Source organism: Aequorivita antarctica (assembly GCF_007997155.1).
Taxonomy (GTDB): domain Bacteria; phylum Bacteroidota; class Bacteroidia; order Flavobacteriales; family Flavobacteriaceae; genus Aequorivita; species Aequorivita antarctica.
In genome coordinates this window covers 25,487-44,369 of record NZ_VORT01000001.1, presented here as the reverse complement: position 1 = coordinate 44,369, position 18,883 = coordinate 25,487, and the positions used below count along the sequence as shown (strand labels likewise).

The 18,883-nt window shown below is 38.3% G+C and carries 15 protein-coding genes and 1 tRNA gene; 11 read left to right on the top strand and 5 right to left on the bottom strand.

Features of this window, described 5'->3' with window-relative positions; translation table 11 throughout:
* The first annotated feature begins 51 nt into the window (after positions 1–51).
* The 6 genes from ESU54_RS00220 (at position 52) to ESU54_RS00195 (ending at position 9,699) form a co-directional block, all read left to right on the top strand.
* The gene (locus ESU54_RS00220) at positions 52–3,192 is read left to right on the top strand and encodes a UvrD-helicase domain-containing protein (protein WP_146743954.1); all 3,141 of its coding nucleotides are present in this window, start codon (positions 52–54) and stop codon (positions 3,190–3,192) included.
* 25 nt (positions 3,193–3,217) lie between these two features.
* Positions 3,218–4,417 (top strand): glycine C-acetyltransferase, encoded by a 1,200-nt coding sequence (gene kbl / locus ESU54_RS00215; protein ID WP_111843119.1) that lies wholly within the window; start codon positions 3,218–3,220, stop codon positions 4,415–4,417.
* 122 nt (positions 4,418–4,539) lie between these two features.
* Entirely contained in the window at positions 4,540–5,934 is a 1,395-nt protein-coding gene (locus tag ESU54_RS00210; RefSeq protein WP_111843120.1) for an OmpA family protein, read from the top strand.
* Between the two features lie 75 nt (positions 5,935–6,009).
* Entirely contained in the window at positions 6,010–8,739 is a 2,730-nt protein-coding gene (locus tag ESU54_RS00205) for a PD-(D/E)XK nuclease family protein (protein ID WP_111843121.1), read from the top strand.
* A complete protein-coding gene (locus ESU54_RS00200; RefSeq protein ID WP_111843122.1) occupies positions 8,739–9,578 on the top strand; it encodes an alpha/beta hydrolase family protein in 840 nt (279 codons plus the stop codon). The genes ESU54_RS00205 and ESU54_RS00200 overlap by 1 nt, the downstream gene beginning before the upstream one ends.
* Before the next feature lie 47 nt (positions 9,579–9,625).
* Positions 9,626–9,699: transfer RNA gene (locus ESU54_RS00195), tRNA-Ala, on the top strand.
* A gap of 35 nt (positions 9,700–9,734) precedes the next feature.
* Here ESU54_RS00195 and ESU54_RS00190 read toward each other — a convergent pair.
* A complete protein-coding gene (locus ESU54_RS00190; protein WP_111843123.1) occupies positions 9,735–10,529 on the bottom strand; it encodes a universal stress protein in 795 nt (264 codons plus the stop codon).
* A gap of 148 nt (positions 10,530–10,677) precedes the next feature.
* Here ESU54_RS00190 and ESU54_RS00185 point away from each other — a divergent pair, with 148 nt between their 5' ends.
* The 3 genes from ESU54_RS00185 to ESU54_RS00175 all read left to right on the top strand — a co-directional run bounded on the left by ESU54_RS00185 (position 10,678) and on the right by ESU54_RS00175 (position 13,551).
* The gene (locus tag ESU54_RS00185; protein ID WP_111843268.1) at positions 10,678–12,012 is read left to right on the top strand and encodes an MATE family efflux transporter; all 1,335 of its coding nucleotides are present in this window, start codon (positions 10,678–10,680) and stop codon (positions 12,010–12,012) included.
* Between the two features lie 304 nt (positions 12,013–12,316).
* On the top strand, positions 12,317–12,766 hold the full coding sequence (locus ESU54_RS00180) for a 6-pyruvoyl trahydropterin synthase family protein (protein ID WP_111843124.1): 450 nt from the start codon (positions 12,317–12,319) through the stop codon (positions 12,764–12,766).
* Positions 12,767–12,792: 26 nt separating this feature from the next.
* On the top strand, positions 12,793–13,551 hold the full coding sequence (locus ESU54_RS00175) for a UDP-2,3-diacylglucosamine diphosphatase (protein WP_111843125.1): 759 nt from the start codon (positions 12,793–12,795) through the stop codon (positions 13,549–13,551).
* Here ESU54_RS00175 and recJ read toward each other — a convergent pair.
* Positions 13,541–15,232 (bottom strand): single-stranded-DNA-specific exonuclease RecJ, encoded by a 1,692-nt coding sequence (recJ, locus tag ESU54_RS00170; RefSeq protein ID WP_111843126.1) that lies wholly within the window; start codon positions 15,230–15,232, stop codon positions 13,541–13,543. The two genes, ESU54_RS00175 and recJ, sit on opposite strands and share 11 nt — an antisense overlap.
* Positions 15,233–15,358: 126 nt before the next feature.
* On the opposite strand from recJ, the gene ESU54_RS00165 reads away from it, so the two are divergent.
* Positions 15,359–15,949 carry a carboxymuconolactone decarboxylase family protein gene (locus ESU54_RS00165; protein WP_111843127.1) on the top strand — a complete coding sequence of 197 codons (591 nt, stop codon included), beginning with the start codon at positions 15,359–15,361 and terminating at the stop codon, positions 15,947–15,949.
* Positions 15,950–16,155: 206 nt separating this feature from the next.
* Here ESU54_RS00165 and rsmI read toward each other — a convergent pair whose 3' ends face one another.
* From rsmI to ESU54_RS00145, 3 genes are read right to left on the bottom strand one after another with little or no spacing between them, the layout of a single operon-like run.
* Complete coding sequence (gene rsmI / locus ESU54_RS00155; RefSeq protein ID WP_111843128.1) at positions 16,156–16,827, bottom strand: 16S rRNA (cytidine(1402)-2'-O)-methyltransferase; 672 nt, start codon at positions 16,825–16,827, stop codon at positions 16,156–16,158.
* Positions 16,828–16,830: 3 nt separating this feature from the next.
* Positions 16,831–17,187, bottom strand: a complete 357-nt coding sequence (locus tag ESU54_RS00150) for a DoxX family protein (protein WP_111843129.1) — start codon at positions 17,185–17,187, stop codon at positions 16,831–16,833.
* 12 nt (positions 17,188–17,199) lie between these two features.
* A complete protein-coding gene (locus ESU54_RS00145; RefSeq protein ID WP_111843130.1) occupies positions 17,200–17,991 on the bottom strand; it encodes a hypothetical protein in 792 nt (263 codons plus the stop codon).
* A 183-nt stretch (positions 17,992–18,174) separates the two neighbouring features.
* Here ESU54_RS00145 and ESU54_RS00140 point away from each other — a divergent pair, with 183 nt between their 5' ends.
* Positions 18,175–18,834: a thymidine kinase gene (locus ESU54_RS00140; RefSeq protein WP_111843131.1), complete on the top strand. Its 660-nt coding sequence runs from the start codon at positions 18,175–18,177 to the stop codon at positions 18,832–18,834.
* The last annotated feature ends 49 nt before the right edge of the window (positions 18,835–18,883 follow it).

The following is an 18,883-nucleotide window of genomic DNA, read 5'->3' as shown; positions in this document are numbered from 1 at the left end:
ATTTGATTGTAAAGCCATAAAAACACTATTTTAGTGCAAAATGTCAATTCCTTGGAAAAACCATCCTCCTTTTCAATTTATGATGCCGCGGCAGGAAGCGGGAAAACTTTTACACTAGTAAAAGAATACCTAAAGCAAATTTTATCTGCCAAAAGCGACGATTATTTCAAACACCTTTTGGCCATTACATTTACCAACAAAGCAGTTGCCGAAATGAAGCAGCGCATCGTGGAAACGTTGGTAAATTTCAGCAATGAAAAAAGTGTGTCAGAACCATTGCCGATGATGCTTAAAATTGCTGAGGAAAATGGGATGAATCTTGAAGAAATCCAAACCCGCTCTCAGAAAATTCTTAAAAATCTATTGCACAATTACGCGGCGTTTAGCGTGGAAACTATAGATAGATTCAACCATCGGCTTATCCGTACATTTGCGCGCGATTTAAAACTGGCAACTAATTTTGAAGTTACACTTGACACTCCCGAACTATTGGCAGAGGCTGTAGATTTATTACTGAGCAAAGCCGGGGAAAATAAAGAAATAACCAAAGTATTGCTCGATTTTGCTTTGGAAAAAACAGACGATGACAAATCTTGGGACATTTCCCGAGACATTGCCAATGCCGCCAAATTGCTTTACGATGAAAATGACGCGGACCATGTTTCGGTTTTGAAACAGAAATCGCTGGAAGATTTTCTCGAATTCAAAAAGCAACTGATTCATAAAAAGAAAAAACTTTCGGAAGAAATAAAATCCATCGCTTCGCAAACACTTCAGCTTATTGAAGAAAGTGGCTTGCAGTTTGACGATTTCAGCGGAAGTTATTTTCCCAAGCATTTTCAAAACCTTGCAATTGGCAGATATGATCTGAATTTTACCGCTAAATGGCAGGAAACCATGGGCGACAAACCGCTTTATCCAGGACGAATTTCTTCAGAAATTGGAGCTATAATCGATGAATTAACACCTAATTTTATTGTAAACTTTCAACAATCAAAAGATTTGGTTTTCCAAATGCTTTTGTTTGAAAATTTGCTGAAAAATATTACCCCGCTTTCAGTAATAAATTTGGTAAACCAAGAAATAGAAACCATAAAGGAAGAAAAAAACATTTTGCCCATTTCAGAATTCAATTCACTTATAAACAAAGAAATAAAAAACCAACCGGCACCTTTCATTTACGAACGTTTGGGCGAAAAATATCGCCACTTTTTTATTGATGAATTTCAGGACACCTCAAAATTACAATGGGAGAATTTGATTCCGCTAATTGATAACGCGCTGTCGCAACAACTGGAGCCAAACTCTGGAAGCCTTTTGTTAGTGGGTGATGCCAAACAATCCATCTATCGTTGGCGTGGCGGTTTGCCCGAACAGTTTATGGATTTGTACGGAAATGTAAATCCTTTTCAGCGGGAAAAGGAGGTATTCCCTTTGGACACCAATTACCGCAGTTGTTCTGAAATAGTAGATTTCAACAACCAGTTTTTCACTTTCGTTTCTTCTTATTTTGCTGATTCGGGTCACGGAAAATTGTATCAGGATGGTAACAAACAAAAGAGCAACGATAAAAAAGATGGTTACGTAAAGTTTGAATTTATCGAGAAACAAAATAAAGACGAAAAGGAAGAAGCATATTCAAACCTTGTTTTCGAAACAATCCGCAATGTAAAGAGCAAAGGTTTTTTGGAAAGTGATATTTGTATTTTAACGCGGCGCAAAGCAGATGGCATTGCACTTGGATCCTTTTTGATGGAACAGGGTGTGCCGGTAATTTCTTCGGAAACCTTGCTTTTACAGTCCTCGACTTTAGTGCAAATGCTGGTTTCTTCGTTGCAGCTTTGCTTGTATCCAAAAAATGATGAAGCAAAAATAAATCTACTGGATTTATTGCATGACCACCTAAAAATCTCAGACGAAAAACATACTTTTTTTACCAAATTTCTAAATATTTCTGAAGTGAAATTCACTGAGAACTTAAAGGAATATGGTGTTCATTTCACCTTTGCCGAAATGCGCTCCGTTTCGCTTTACGAAGCTTTTGAATACTGTGTTGAAAAATTCAAAATTGCTGATTTTGCAGATGCTTATCTTTTCGGTTTTATGGATTTGGTTTATGAATTTGAGCAACAACCGCAGGCCGATAAAATTTCGTTTATGGACCATTGGGAAACCAAAAAGGAAAGTGCTTCAATTCCTGCCAGTGAAGGAACAAATGCGGTTCAGTTAATGACCATTCACAAAGCCAAAGGGCTGGAATTTCCTGTGGTCATTTTTCCATTTGCAGATATTCAATTGTATGATGGCAAGTTTGACAAACTCTGGTATCCATTGGAAAATAAAGATTTCAATTTTAAAGAAGCACAAATTAATTACAAAACAGAGATTGCAAATTACAGTGAAATTGGTGAAAAAATGTACGCCGAGCATCGAAGTCAGTTGGAATTGGACAATACTAATTTGTTGTACGTTACCTTAACGCGTGCTATTGAAAAACTCTTTGTTTTTTCGGAAATGCCCAATGAATTAAAAGACGGAATTCCTTCAACCTACAACCATCTTTTTATGGAATTTCTGAAACAAAAGGGAATGTGGAATAGCGACCAAATGATTTATGAATTCGGAAAAGATTTGGAGAAAATTTCAAAAGTAAAAGAAGTTGTAGCCCAAATGGAACCACTGTATCTTTCCAGCAATCCGAAAGGGCATGGATTGAAAATAGTTTCTTCGGAAGAAGTTTATTTGGAAACAGAAACAGTTGCTGCTATTTCTGCAGGAAATTTACTTCACGATACTATGGCTCAAATACACACGGAAGCAGATGCAGAAAGAGTTTTGATGGAATTAAAAGAACGCGCGATTATTCCAAAGGAAGATTTTGAAAGTTTACAGAAAACAATTTCTCAAATCATTCAACATACTGATTTAAAAAAGTTGTTTGACGGAACCGATAAGGTTTATAACGAGCGGAGCATAATTACAAAAGATGGTTTGGTTTTGCGACCGGATAGAATAAATATGAGCGTGGAAAACATTGCGGTTATTGTTGATTATAAAACGGGAAGCCCAAAGATATGGCATAGCGATCAATTGACTGATTATGCAAATGCGCTAGGAGAAATGGGATTTACGGTCTCCAAAAAAATACTTATATATAGCAACGAGGATAAAATAGTTATAAATAAAGTTTAATTTTGGAACTTTAAAAACAGCAAAAATGTACGGAAAAATAAAAGATCATTTACAGAACGAACTTCAAGAGATAAAAGATAACGGGCTTTACAAAAGGGAACGGATTATTACATCGCCTCAGGATGCTGAAATTACTATTTCTACTGGGGAAAAGGTTATCAATTTTTGCGCCAACAACTATTTAGGGCTTTCTTCTAACAAGGAAGTTATCCAGGCTGCCAAAGATGCGATGGACACACACGGATTCGGAATGTCGTCTGTTCGTTTTATCTGTGGTACGCAGGATATTCATAAAAAGCTGGAGCAAAAAATTGCAGATTTTTATCGCACTGAAGACACCATATTATATGCAGCAGCTTTTGACGCAAATGGCGGTGTTTTTGAACCCTTGCTTGGCGAAGAGGATGCAATTATTTCAGATTCCCTGAACCATGCTTCTATAATAGACGGTGTACGTCTTTGTAAGGCAGCACGTTATCGCTATGAAAATAGCAATATGGAAGATTTAGAAAAACAGCTTATTGCTGCCAATGAAAAAGGTTCTAGATTTAAAATTATAGTTACCGACGGCGTGTTCTCAATGGACGGTTTGGTTGCTCCACTTGATAAAATCTGCGATTTGGCAGATAAATATGACGCCTTGGTAATGATAGACGAATGTCACGCCGCAGGATTTATTGGAGAAACAGGACGTGGCACTTTGGAAGAAAAAGGTGTAATGGGCAGAATAGACATTATTACGGGGACCCTCGGAAAAGCTCTTGGAGGAGCTATGGGCGGGTATACCACAGGTAAAAAAGAAATTATTGAAATGCTTCGCCAGCGTTCTCGTCCCTATTTGTTTTCAAACTCCTTGGCTCCCGCAATTGTAGGTGCATCTATTAAGGTGTTCGAAATGCTTTCGGAAGATACTTCGTTACGAGATAAACTTGCAGAAAACACGGCTTATTTTAAAAAGGGCATGAAAACTGCTGGATTTGATATTATTGATGGAGATTCTGCAATTGTACCTGTAATGTTGTATGATGCCAAGCTTTCTCAGCAAATGGCTGATATGTTATTGGAAGAGGGAATATATGTAATAGGTTTTTTCTTTCCGGTTGTACCGAAAGGAAAGGCGAGGATTCGCGTCCAGCTTTCGGCTGCGCACAATAGAGCACATCTGGACAAAGCTATAAATGCCTTTATTAAGATTGGGAAAAAATTAGAGGTTATTGGCAAGTAAATCCTTTATTTGCGTATCCGCAGCACCGACTTTAGGAAAATTTTATTAGATTTGCTTTTGTTTATAATATTTAACAACTTACTTTTGCTCTTAATTAACACTTAAAAATTAAACAATCGAATATGAAACATCTTAACAGATTATTAGTTGCTGCTATCCTATTCATGGGAATCGGGGTGGCGAACGCACAAGACGAAAACAATCCTTGGGCTGTTGAGGTTGGTATGAACGCTGTTGACGTTTATCCAGCTGGACTTAACGACAGTCAATTACTATACCAGCAGAATGGTATGAGAGGAGACATCTTTGACGAGTATTTTAATGCAAATGACCACTGGAACATTCTTCCTTCAGTTTCCAAACTTGCAGTTAGCAGATATATTGGAAGTGGTTTTGTATTTACTGCAGCAGGTACTATCAACCGTATTGATAAAATGGGAGATGTTGCTGTAAGCGATCTTAGCTACTACGGCGCTGACGGTGAAATTAAGTACAGCTTCAAAAAAGCTTTAGGCAGTAACTGGTTTGATCCATCGCTTGGTATTGGTGGTGGTTATACTTGGATAGATGATATCGGGTTTGGTACTGGAAACGCAATTGCTGGAGTTAAATTTTGGTTTAACGAATATTTAGCGCTTAACCTTCAATCAACTTACAAGCATGCATTTGAGGATGCTTATGGTGTTACTCATTTTCAACACTCTGCTGGTATCGTATTCCAATTTGGTGGAAAAGATACTGACGGTGATGGAATCTACGATAAAGATGACGAATGTCCAGAAACTCCAGGTCTAGCTGAATTTAACGGTTGTCCTGATACTGACGGTGATGGCATCGAAGATAGAAATGACGCTTGTCCAAACACTCCAGGTTTAGCTGAATTCAACGGTTGTCCTGATACTGATGGTGATGGTATCCCTGATCCACAGGATGAATGTCCTACTGTTGCTGGTTTAGCTGCACTTAATGGTTGTCCAGATGCAGATGGTGATGGTATCGCTGATAAAGATGATGCTTGTCCTAACGAAGCTGGTCCAAAAGCTAATAATGGATGTCCTTACCCAGATAGAGATGGTGATGGTGTTCTTGACAAAGACGATCAGTGTCCAGATGTTGCTGGTACTGTTGCTAACAACGGTTGTCCAGAATTATCAGTAGAAATCATAAAAGCCTTGAGCGATTATGCTAAAACAATTTTGTTTGACACTGGTAAAACAACTCTTAAGCCTGCTTCATTGAAAGTATTGGATAATGTTACAGACATTCTTAAAGAATATCCTAACTCTAGATTCCATATTGATGGACATACTGACAGTGTAGGTAGTGAGGCTAATAACCAAAAACTATCAGAAGGTAGAGCCGCTTCAGTTGTGAACTACTTAATTGAGCGTGGTATTCCTTCAAACCGTCTTGTTGCTAGAGGTTTTGGTGAATCTAAGCCAATAGCTCCTAACACTACTAAAGAAGGACGTACTACTAACCGTAGAACAGAGATCAATTTGATTCCTAGAAACTAGAAATAGATAGGATTAAATAATAAATAATTTTGAAAAAGCCTTCCATTTTGGAGGGCTTTTTCTATTTTTAGACCTATGATTAGCTTTCTTGAAGAAGTTGTTACTGCTATTAAAAATACAAATGGAGATATCTCCGATATCACATTAATTCTCCCAAGCAAAAGAGCTGGAGGGTTCTTAAAAAACATTCTCAAAAATACTGCAATACAAACTACCTTTGCCCCTAAAATTCTCAGTATTGAGGAGTTTATAGAAGACTTATCTAACCTAAAAATTATAGATAATACCGAATTGCTTTTTAAAAGCTACCAAGCTTATCTTACCACCAAAGTAATTGAGGAAAAAGAGGATTTCGAAACCTATTCATCTTGGGCAATAACATTGCTAAATGATTTCAATGAAATTGATCGTTATTTAGTAGAACCGAAGCCTTTTTTCAGCTATCTATCCAGCATCAAAACATTGGAGCGATGGGGTGTAGATCAAGAAAAAACGGAGCTTATAAACAATTATTTACAGTTTTGGGCTGGCCTACCCGATTTTTATGAAAACCTCCAGACACTTTTATTAAATGAAAATCTTGGTTATCAAGGAATGGTTTATCGAGAGGCGGCTTCAAACCTTGAACATTATATAAATAGCAATAGAAATAAAAAACACATTTTTATAGGTTTTAATGCGTTGAATTTTGCGGAACAAAACATTATACAAGAATTGCTTGAAGAAGAAAATACTGAAATTTACTGGGATACAGATAAAACCTTTTATGAAGACACAAAACACAGCGCATCTTATTTCATTAGGAAATATATAAAAGAATGGAAATATTTTAAAACGAATACCCCCAAATTTATCGCTAGCAATTTTGAGAAACCAAAGTATTTTCAATTTGTGGAGGTTCAAAAAAATATTGGTCAAGCAAAATATGTGGGCGAATTGCTTTCAGGTCTTTCCGATGATGAAATCAATAAAACAGCCATAGTGCTTGGCGATGAGAATCTATTGGTTCCTTTGCTTTATTCACTGCCTGAAAACGTGAAAAATTTGAACGTTACAATGGGAGTTTCTTTAAAGAATTTTCCCGCAGTTGTTTTCTTTGAATTGCTTTTCGGCATTCATCTTCGAACAGCGGAAACCATATATTACAAAGAGATTCTTTCAATATTGAATCATCCTTTGGGAACTCTTTTAGTGCCCAATGCAAGCGATATTGCGAAAAATTTGACTCGTGAAAACATAACTCATATTTCTACAGCTGGCCTGATTGAACTCTCAGGCATATCTGAAAATGAAATTTTACAATTTCTTTTTGAAGACTGGAAAGACGATAGCCAAACGGCTATAAAACGAGCTTTACAAGTCCTTGAAGAGCTTCAAACAAAGCATACCCTCAATACCATTGAACGTGTGGTTTTGCATCAACTAACGGCTGTTTTCAACAAAATCGATGCCTTGAACCAGAAGTATCCACATCTTAAATCTATAAAAAGTGTGCAGACGCTTTTTTCAGAATTAACTTCAGCTACATCGCTGGATTTTGAAGGAGATGCATACAACGGACTTCAACTTATGGGCGTTTTGGAAACACGTGTACTGGATTTTGAAAATGTAATCATCACCTCCGTTAACGAAGGTATTTTCCCTTCCGGGAAGTCGAATGCTTCCTTTATAACCTACGATTTAAAACAACAATTCAACCTGCCGGTTTATACTGAAAAAGATGCTATTTACACCTATCACTTTTACAGGTTATTGCAACGCGCAAAAAATGTAACATTACTCTATAACAATCATTCCGAAGGTATAAATACAGGTGAAAAAAGTCGTTTTATTAGACAATTGGAGATAGAAAAACACCCAAATCATATCATTGAAAAACGAATTCTCTCACCGAAAGTTCAACTAAAGTCAAAGTCCTTAAAACAAATAGATAAGACCGATGCAGTTATGCAACGACTTCGAGAGATAGCCGAAAACGGTTTTTCACCATCGGCGCTTACAAGTTATATTCGCAATCCGATCGATTTTTATTTTCAGAAAATATTAAAATTGAACGAATTTGAGGAAGTAGAAGAAACAGTAGCTGCCAATACTTTAGGCACCATTGTTCACGATACATTGGAGACGTTTTACCAGCCTATGAAAGACGCTGTGTTGACCGTTCAAAATCTTTTGGATATGAAAGGTCGTATTCACGAAGAGATAACCGTTCAGTTCAAGAAAACCTTTAAGGGTGGAACTTTCAACAAAGGAAAAAATCTCATCGTTTTTGAAGTAGCAAAACGGTACATTTCAAATTTCCTAGACAGAGAAATAACCGAAATTCAAGCTGGAAATGTTATAAAAATTATTCAAATTGAAACTGATCTCACCTTGGAAATTCTAATCCCAGAACTTGATTTCCCCGTTAAAATCCACGGGAAAGTGGATCGAGTTGATGAGTATAACGGACAACTTAGAATAATAGATTACAAGACCGGTTCTGTAAATCAAGGAGACGTAGAGATAGTTAATTGGGAAGACTTAAACCAAGATTATAAATTTAGCAAGGCCTTTCAGGTTTTAACCTATGCGTTAATGATGAATAAAGAAATTTTAATAAATAATGCCGAAGCAGGAATCATTTCCTTTAAAAACCTAGGCAGCGGATTTCTAAAATTTGGAGTGAAAGAAAAATCAGGCAGCCGCAACAAATCTCAAATGATTACAAATGAAACTTTGGAAAATTTTACTGTTGAACTGAAGAAGTTAATTTTGGAAATTTGTGATTCAAATATTCCATTTACCGAAAAAGTAATAGATTAATGATAATTAAAAAGAATAAAATACTCACTTCCGAAACCAAAAAAACAATCCTTTACGATGTTTATTACAACGAAATCGCAAAACCACAAGCAGTTGTAATTTTTTGTCATGGCTACAAAGGTTTCAAAGATTGGGGTGCTTGGCCTTTGGTGGCCGAAGCCTTTGCTAAAAAAGGTTTTTGTTTTGTGAAATTCAATTTTTCGCACAACGGCGGAACGGTGGAACAACCCATAGATTTCCCAGATTTGGAAGCCTTCGCCGAAAATAATTTTAGCTTAGAACTCGATGATTTGGACAGGGTTTTAAACGAAATTGAAAACGGAAACGAAAACCTTCCAAATATAACCTCAGCCATTTCCTTGATCGGTCACAGCCGTGGCGGAGGCATTGTTTTAATAAAAGCCGAAGAAGACAACCGAATCCATAAAGTGGTTACTTGGGCCAGTGTAAGTGATTTTAAAGCGCGATTCCAGGAAGACACCGATGAATTTAAAGAATGGCAGGAAACCGGCATAACGCACGTTGAAAACAGCAGGACAAAACAGATGCTACCGCACAATTTCCAGTTCTATAAAGATTTTAAGGAAAACGAAGAACGGCTTAATATTAGGCGCGCAGTTAAGAATTTAAAAATTCCGCAGCTTATTGTTCACGGAAGCGAGGATCCAACGGTTTCCGAAAAAGAGGCAATGGCAATCCATTCTTGGAATCCACAAAGTGAGTTGGAAGTTATTAATGGTGGGGACCATGTTTTTGGTGCAAAGCATCCTTGGATTGAAAGCAGTTTGCCAGAAGAGTTAAAAAATATGGTTGAAAAAACAATAGATTTTTTAAAATGAAGCTTGTATTAAAAAATTTACTATTTTTGGCATCCTAAACAGTAATTGGGGGATTAGCTCAGCTGGCTAGAGCGCTTGCCTGGCAGGCAAGAGGTCACCGGTTCGACTCCGGTATTCTCCACAAAAAAACCATCGTTTTTACGGTGGTTTTTTGTTTTATTCCTGTACCGGTAAAACCAGAAGTGGTTTGCTTGTGTGAAATTCTTTTTTAAGAATTTCGTTCTTTTCCCAAAGCTTTTTGAAAAAACCGCGCTTTCTTCTAATCACACAAAGCATATCTGGGTTAAAATGCTGGAAATATTCTATTACAGCCTGAAATGTGTTAGCTGCTTCAACTTGGGTATAAGAAGTTTGTATGGCTTTTAAATTGTCGGTTACGTTTTTCATTTCTTCCGTGGTTTCGGGAGTTTCTACGTGAAGCACATTAACTTCAGTGCCAAAACTTTGCTTGAACTGTTTAACGGCTTCCAATAAATAATCGTGCTGAAAAGTTCCATTTTTGAAAGCCATCAACATAGTTTTCGGCGGTTGGAATTTTGCTCCTTCAGGAACGATAAGCATTGGAACATTAGTATGCTTCAATAGTTTCCCTGAGGTTTTTCCAAGATATACTTCTTCTTTTATAGAATTGCTTCGCGGTGCTAATACCATTAAATCTATTGGCACTTGCTTACAAATTCGACTAATTCCATCCAAAATCTCACCTTTTATAGTGTGAGCAATTACATTTACGCCTTTTTTATCAACCTGCGAAAGCACTTCTTCCAAACGGTTTTCGGTGTCTTCCTTCAAAATGGTATTCAATTTGGAAAGGCCGCCTACTTTTGAAAGTTCTTGAAAAACAGAGACCATATATACATTGGCATTAATTTCCTTGGCCAAATCGATTGCATACTGTAGGTTGCTAACTGAATTATTCGAAGACCCTACGGGTACCAAAATATTGTTCATAACTTGAAGTTTCTAGAATTGAAAGCAAAATTAACCTTAAATATCATTCAACCCACAATTCTTTAACATTTCAAATAGATTTTAAATATTTAGAGACAAACCAATCCTTTTGACTTTCGGCATTTTCCGTAGTTTTGCTCTTTCCAAAATGATACAAACCGATATTTCTTTCAAACGAATCCAACAACTTGCCATTCCCGCAATAATCTCAGGAATAGCGGAGCCAATTTTGTCTGCCACCGATGCTGCAGTTGTTGGAAACATACATGAATATGGTATTGAATCGCTCGCAGCCGTTGGAATTGTTGGGTCATTTCTTTCAGCTTTAATATGGATTTTGGCACAAACCCGCAGCGCTATTTCTGCAATAGTATCTCAGAACTTGGGTGCTGGTAAACTCAAAGACTTGCAAAATTTTCCTGCGCAGGCCATATATTTCAATATAGCGCTGAGTATTATCGTGCTGTTTTCAACCTATTTTTTTGTGGAAGAAATTTTCAAACTGCTCAATGCTGAAGGATTGGTTCTTTCTTTCAGCATAGATTATTACAACATTCGCGTTTGGGGTTTTCCGCTTACACTTTTCACCTTTGCCGTTTTTGGCTTGTTCCGCGGGCTCCAAAATACGTTTTGGCCCATGGTTATCGCTGCAATAGGTGCTATTTTGAACATCGCCTTGGACTTTGCTTTGGTCTTCGGAATTGAAGGATATATTGTTCCATTGGGAATAAAAGGTGCGGCGTGGGCAAGTCTTATTTCGCAAGCTGTAATGGCTTTGATTGCCTTGATTTTTCTTTTAAAGAAAACAGAAATCTCCTTGAAATTGAAATTTCCGTTACATCCCGAAATAAAGCGATTGGTGAATATGAGTTTTAATCTTTTTTTAAGGTCTGTGGCTTTGAATACTGCATTAATATTGGCAATTCGCGAAGCCGCTGGTTTAGGTAAAGAATACATTGCTGCATACACCATTGCCTTCAATATCTGGATTTTTACCGCGTTCTTTATTGATGGCTATGGCGCCGCGGGAAATATTCTCAGCGGAAAACTTTTGGGTGAGCGCAATTACGGTTTGCTGTGGAAACTCACCAAAAAAGTAAATTTGTATAATTTGGGTGTAGCCGCAGTTCTCGTTTTGATAGGGCTGCTTCTTTACGAACCCTTAGGACTTCTTTTCAACAAAGATGAAAAAGTACTTTCTATCTTTTACGGAATATTTTTTATGGTACTTATTTGTTTGCCATTTAATGCTTTGGCTTTTACGATGGATTCTATTTTTAAGGGTTTAGGCGAAATGGGCTATCTGCGCAATGTACTTTTGGGCGCTACTATATTTGGATTTATTCCAGTGCTTTATTTTTCAAAATATATGAATTGGGGCTTGATAGGAATATGGGCGGCCCTCATCGTTTGGGTAGCATACCGAGCGGTGGCACTAATGATTAAATTTCGAAGAAAATATATTCCACTGATAGAAAATTGATATTTTTACGAAACAAAAAACAATGAATCACGAAACCATGGATTGGTTAAAATTTTTAGGTGGCCCTGGCCTGTTTTTAATATTATCAGTTTTAGTAATTGCCGTTGTGATCTATCAAAGAATGAAGAAAAAATAGCTTTTTCTTATTTTCTTTACAACGAAAATGTATTGAGGTGAAATGGCTTCAAAAATCTTCAAAAATACTGTCGAGAATCTTCGCAATTGTATAGGTGAATATTGCCGCGACCATAAAATGTACTTTTAGTTTTCAAAATGCCCTATCTTTGTGGCACAATTCCAGACAATGCAAACAATACGGATTACTAAGATTTTTTCTTTTGAAACAGGCCATGCACTTTATGGCTATGATGGCAAATGCAGAAATGTGCACGGTCACAGCTACAAACTTTCAGTAACCGTAGTAGGAAGCCCAATTGAAGACAGCAGCAATGTAAAATTTGGAATGGTTATAGATTTTAGCGACTTAAAAAAAATAGTGAAAGAAGAAATTGTGGACGTTTTTGACCATTCAACCGTGTTCAATAAAAACACGCCGCATGTAGAGTTGGCAAAAGAACTGAGCGATCGCGGGCACAGTGTGTTGCTTGTGGATTACCAACCCACCAGCGAGATGATGGTGATTGATTTTTCTGAAAAAATAAAGAGCCGTTTGCCGAAAAACATTCAGCTACACTCTCTAAGATTACAGGAGACCGATAGTAGTTATGCGGAATGGTTTGCGGGAGATAATTAAACCGAATCACTTTCCTATCTTTGAATATGCAAATCCCACAAGGCAAAAAAATATACTTTTCCAGCGACAATCATCTTGGCGCGCCCACACAGGCTGAAAGCTTACCGCGCGAAAAGATTTTTGTGAAATGGCTGGATTCCATTAAGCACGATGCCGAGGTTATTTTTCTGCTCGGCGACCTCTTCGATTTTTGGTTTGAATATAGAACTGTCGTACCAAAAGGCTTTGTACGCGTTTTGGGGAAACTGGCGGAACTTCGTGACAGCGGTATTCAAATCCATTTTTTTGTGGGAAATCACGATCTCTGGATGCATGATTATTTTGAAAAGGAACTGAATATCCCTGTATATCACGACCCGAAAGAATTTGTGATTAACAACAAACATTTTCTTATTGGTCACGGCGACGGAAAGGGACCCGGCGACAAAGGCTACAAGCGGATGAAGAAGGTGTTTACCAATCCGTTTTCAAAATGGCTTTTTAGGTGGTTGCATCCAGATATTGGTGTGCGCGTGGCGCAGTATCTTTCCGTAAAGAACAAATTGATTTCTGGCGACGAAGATAAAGCGTTTTTGGGCGAAGAGCAGGAGTGGCTTGCTCAGTATGCCAAGCGAAAACTGGAAGGCAAACATTTTGATTACTTCATTTTCGGCCATCGCCATTTGCCCATGGAGATTAAAGTTGGTGAGAACTCAACTTACTATAATCTGGGCGATTGGATAAACCATTATACCTATGGTGTTTTTGATGGGGAAAAGTTTGAGCTGAAAACATTTACTCCATAATATCTTTCAGCCGAAGCTGCAAGCTTACATTCCCTTGCCATTCGTTTTCATCAATACAATAGGCCGCTTTAAATGATTTTCCATTGCAGGCAATATCTTTTTTATCTGCCAGCCCGAAACCAATTCCTGTAAACTGATTGGAATTTCCTTGCTTTATCACAACACGCAGATGTGTTTTATCTTCGCCAACACATTTTCCCCAACCCGTGTCTTTTAGGTTTTGTGTCATAAACGTGGGCGTCATATTTCCGGGGCCGAAGGGTGCAAATTGTTTTAATATTCGGAAGAATTTTGGGGTGATGTCTTCCAGATTTATTTCGGCATCTATTTTTATTTCAGGAGTAAGCAAATTTGGGTCGATGGTTTCTGAAACCACACGTTCAAATTCATTTTTAAAGTTTTCGAAATCTTTTTCAAATAAAGTCAAACCTGCGGCATACATATGTCCACCGAATTGTTCAATGTGCTCCGAACAGCTTTCCAAGGCGTTGTAAACATCAAACCCTTTTACGGAACGGGCGGAGGCTGCTAGCTTTTCACCGCTTTTTGTGAACACTAAAGTTGGGCGGTAATAGGTTTCTGTTAAGCGGGAAGCCACGATACCGATAACGCCTTTATGCCAGTTTTCATGATACACCACGGTGGTCTTTCGTTCTTCCTCGTTGTTTTTGATAATTTGTTGAAGGGCTTCTTCGGTAATTTGTTTGTCGGCTTCTCTGCGATCTGTATTGAAAACTTCAATTTCAGCAGCATAAATTTCCGCTTTTTCAAAATCAGTTTCGGTGAGCAAGGTAACGGCGTGGTTTCCGTGTTTCATCCGTCCAGCGGCATTGATTCGCGGGGCAATGATAAAAACTACATCGGTAATAGTGAGCGTTTCTTTTTTTACTTGCTTTAAAATTGCCTGTATTCCCGTTCGCGGATTGCTGTTTATTACTTTTAGGCCATAATGGGCGAGGATTCTGTTTTCGCCAGTCATTGGAACAATATCGGCAGCGATTGCTGTGGCTACGAGATCTAAATAAAGAAGTAAATCGTCAATCTGTAAGCCTCTTTTTTCGGCTAAAGCCTGAATCAATTTAAAGCCGACACCGCAACCACAAAGTTCTTTATACGGGTATTCGCAATCTTCGCGTTTTGGGTCGAGCACTGCAATAGCTTTTGGTATTTCCTTCCCTGGGCGATGGTGATCGCAAATGATGAAATCGATGTTTTTTTCAGAAGCGTAGGCCACTTTGTCGATGGCTTTTATGCCGCAATCTAAAGCGATAATGAGTGAAAAGTCATTGTCTTCGGCAAAATCAATTCCTTTATATGAAATGCCATAACCTTCGTCATACCTGTCTGGAATGTAGGTTGAAATGTTTGGGTAGTAGCTTTTTAGATAAGAAGAAAGCAATGCTACGCTTGTGGTTCCGTCTACATCGTAATCGCCGTAGATTAAAATGTTTTCTTCGTTTTCGATTGCTTTTTCTATTCTGGAAACCGCTTTTTCCATATCCTTCATTAAAAAAGGATTGTGAAGATCTTCTAGACTGGGGCGGAAAAACTTTTCGGCTTCCTCAAAAGTTCCCACACCGCGTTGCACTAAAAGAGAAGCGATTAATGGCTCCACCTTCAAAGCTTCTGAAAGCAAATTTACTTGTTCGGGATCGGGTTTTGGTTTTAAGGTCCAGCGCATATACTTCGTAAGTTCCAAAGTTTAAAATTACAAACAATGGATTGGTTGTGATTATTAATTTTAAAGGAGAGAGTTGTAAAATTACAAATTCTATTTTGTATTTTGGAAGTTCAAAAAACATTTTAAATGCCATTAGTAACCCCACTTTCCCCAAACCACGACGCCGAAACAAAACAATTGGCCGAATTTTTCAATGAAACACTTGGCTTTTGCCCAAATAGTGTGCTCACGATGCAGCACCGTCCTGCAATAAGCAAAGCGTTTATCAATCTCAACAAAGCCGTAATGGCGAATGAGGGACGTGTTACGTCAGCCTTAAAAAGAATGATTGCTTGGGTGAGCAGTAATGCTTCGGGTTGTCGCTATTGCCAAGCACACGCCATTCGCGCTGCGGAACGTTACGGAGCGGAGCAGGAGCAACTCGATAATATTTGGGAATATAGAACCCATTCCGCTTTTTCGGAAGCTGAGCGGGCTGCTCTGGACTTTTCTTTAGCCGCAAGTCAAGTGCCCAATGCGGTGAATGAAGAAATAAAACAAAATCTTTACAAATACTGGAACGAAGGAGAAATCGTGGAGATGCTGGGCGTTATTTCGTTGTTTGGATATTTAAACCGTTGGAACGATTCTATGGGAACTTCTATTGAAGATGGTGCTATGGAAAGTGGCGAACAGTATCTGGGGAAGCATGGATGGAATAAGGGGAAGCATGTTTAGTTCCCGTGGTGTATGGTGGTTGTTTTAAAAAATCAAGAACTTTTTTCTTCTTGATTTTTTAAAACTTTCCGTTGCGTTGTCTAAAAGATGGTGCTGCGGAAAGTGGTGAGCAGTATCTGGGGAAGCATGGGTGGAATAAAGGGAAACATATTTGATTTTAGATTAACGATTGCAGATTTTTGATAGCTGAATCGCTTTAAAAATCTTTATTTTTTTCCAGCAACCACCACCACAATCTCCCCCTTAGGCGGCTTGTTTTCAAAATGTTTCAATACTTCTTCCGCAGTGCCGCGGATGGTTTCTTCGTGAAGTTTGGTGAGTTCGCGTGAAACGGAAATTTGTCTTTCTGCTCCAAAAAATTCAACGAATTGGGCGAGTGTTTTAAGCAACTTGTGCGGCGATTCATAAAAAATAACGGTTCGGGTCTCTTCGGCTAAAAGTTCGAGGCGGGTTTGTCTTCCTTTTTTCACAGGAAGAAATCCTTCAAACACAAATTTATCATTTGGGAATCCACTGTTTACAAGTGCTGGCACGAAAGCTGTGGCACCAGGTAAGCAATCTACTTCAATACCAGCTTCCACACAGGCGCGAGTCAATAAAAATCCAGGATCGCTGATGGCTGGAGTTCCGGCATCACTTATTAACGCAATGTTTTCACCATTTTGGATGCGTTTTACAATGCCTTCCACCGTTTTGTGCTCGTTGTGCATGTGGTGGGAATGCATTTGGGTGCCAATTTCAAAATGTTTCATCAGTTTTCCACTGTTTCGGGTGTCTTCGGCGAGGATTAAATCTACGTCTTTCAACACTTCAACAGCGCGAAAGGTCATATCTTTTAAATTGCCAATAGGAGTGGGTACCAAATAGAGTTTTCCCATAATTTATGCGCGAACGATTTTTCCGAAGAAATATGAAGTCAATAGTAAAATAATTCCAACCAAAGGCAGGGTAATTGCCGGATCGTTTATGCTATAATGTGCAAAAGAAGCCAGCGCCATATCAAAAAACAGACCCGCGTATGCCCACTCCATTACCCATTTTGGTTTTCGTAACAGGATAAAAATGATTGCCAAAACTTTTGCGAGAGCCATTGGGATTACTAGATAAGTGGGATATTGAAAATCTTGGTAATAGCCTTCAATTACCGCCGTATCTGTTAAATACATAAATGCCGAATACAGAAACAGGGTACTAAGCAACCCAGTGGCTATCCAGTAGATTGTTTTTTGGGCTGTCATAAAATGTGGGATTTAGTTAAAACGCTTTTCAATGATGTTCATAAAACGTTCTGAATATTCTTCTTTTTCTAACCAGTAGTTATAGTCGGGTTTTACTTTTCCTTTGATGAAACTTTGCGCCTCTTCATAATTTTCCATTGTGTTTATTTGCGAAAGCACGCGTGTAAAATCTTCGGTCTGCCCTTCAAAAAGGTGTTTTATGAAAGCCAATCGATCGTTTAATCCAATGTTTAAACCTTTGTTTACGGTATCGTTCAAAGATTTTGCGCGCGATTCCGTCATCGTTTTGCTGGCTTCGGTCCCTTCAACTGATTTTGGGAAAAGCTCTGTAGTTTTTCGTTCAAACTCTGGCATTTGCTGGTAGTTTGAGGCGAATTCCTCCAAATCATTTTTTACATACTTTACCGTTGATTTTTCCTGTATTTCGGCAGTTTTAGTCTCGAGATTTTTCGGAAGTATTTCATCCAATAGTTCATCGATACGCTCGCTCTCTTCTGGCATTTGCGCAACAATGTCCTTTATTTTTTCCATCAATGGCTCAATAAGATCTTCTTTGTGATCGGGTTGAGGTACGGGTTCAGGCTCTGTAAACCAGTTTTCCTCTCGGAAACTTTTGGAGTCCATAGACGCTGCTATTGGTTTTTCGGAAGGCTCCTCTAGTTGATTTTCAAGATATTCAAGCACAGCCAACTTTTCATAGAGCTCGCCTACCAATCCCTTTATGGAAGCGGTTTTAAATGTTTTTTCTTCTTCAATCAGTTGCTTTGCAAGCACTGTTACCTGCTCGCGGAGTTTCTTCTTCATATCTTTTTAAATTAAACTGAATTTCTATTTTGTTTTTATAAATTTACGCATCCTTTATGTAAACGTCAACTATTTTTGTTTTCTTGTCTAAATCCATTGTTTTAAAAAGATTTTAAGCAATCTTCAAGTTGAACATTCGTTTGGAAAAAGTATTAGTGCCATTGTTTCGCGTAAATTTAAACTATGTTTCTTGAAAATACCGTAAATCAGAAAGAACAATTTGGCTGGATTGAAGTAATCTGTGGTTCCATGTTTTCGGGAAAGACTGAAGAGCTTATCCGACGGTTGAAACGTGCCCAATTTGCCCGCCAAAAAGTGGAAATTTTCACACCTTCCATAGACACGCGCTACACTGAAGATTCCGTTACAAGTCACGATAGGAACCAAATTCGTTCCACCCCAGTTCCTGCGGCTGCAAATATTCCAATCTTGGCAGATAACTGTGATGTGGTTGGTATAGACGAAGCCCAGTTTTTTGATGATGAAATAGTGAAAGTGTGCAACGACCTTGCCAATCGTGGCGTTCGGGTGATAGTAGCAGGACTTGATATGGATTATAAAGGCAATCCTTTTGGTCCAATGCCCGCTTTGATGGCAACTGCGGAATATGTTACCAAAGTACACGCCGTCTGTACCCGCACCGGAAATCTTGCCCATTATAGTTATAGAAAAGCAAAAAGTGAAGCCTTGGTTTTACTTGGTGAAACAGAAGAATATGAGCCTTTGAGCCGCGCCGCTTATTATAAAGCACAACTTCGGGATAAAGTAGTGAAACTGGAGGTAAAAGAAGCCGAAGAAATACGCGAAAACAAATCTTCTGAAAAAACAGGAAAACAAGCCTAGAAAAACTCTAGCCCATATCCTAAAAGGGTGAATTTTTCAGAGCAATCAA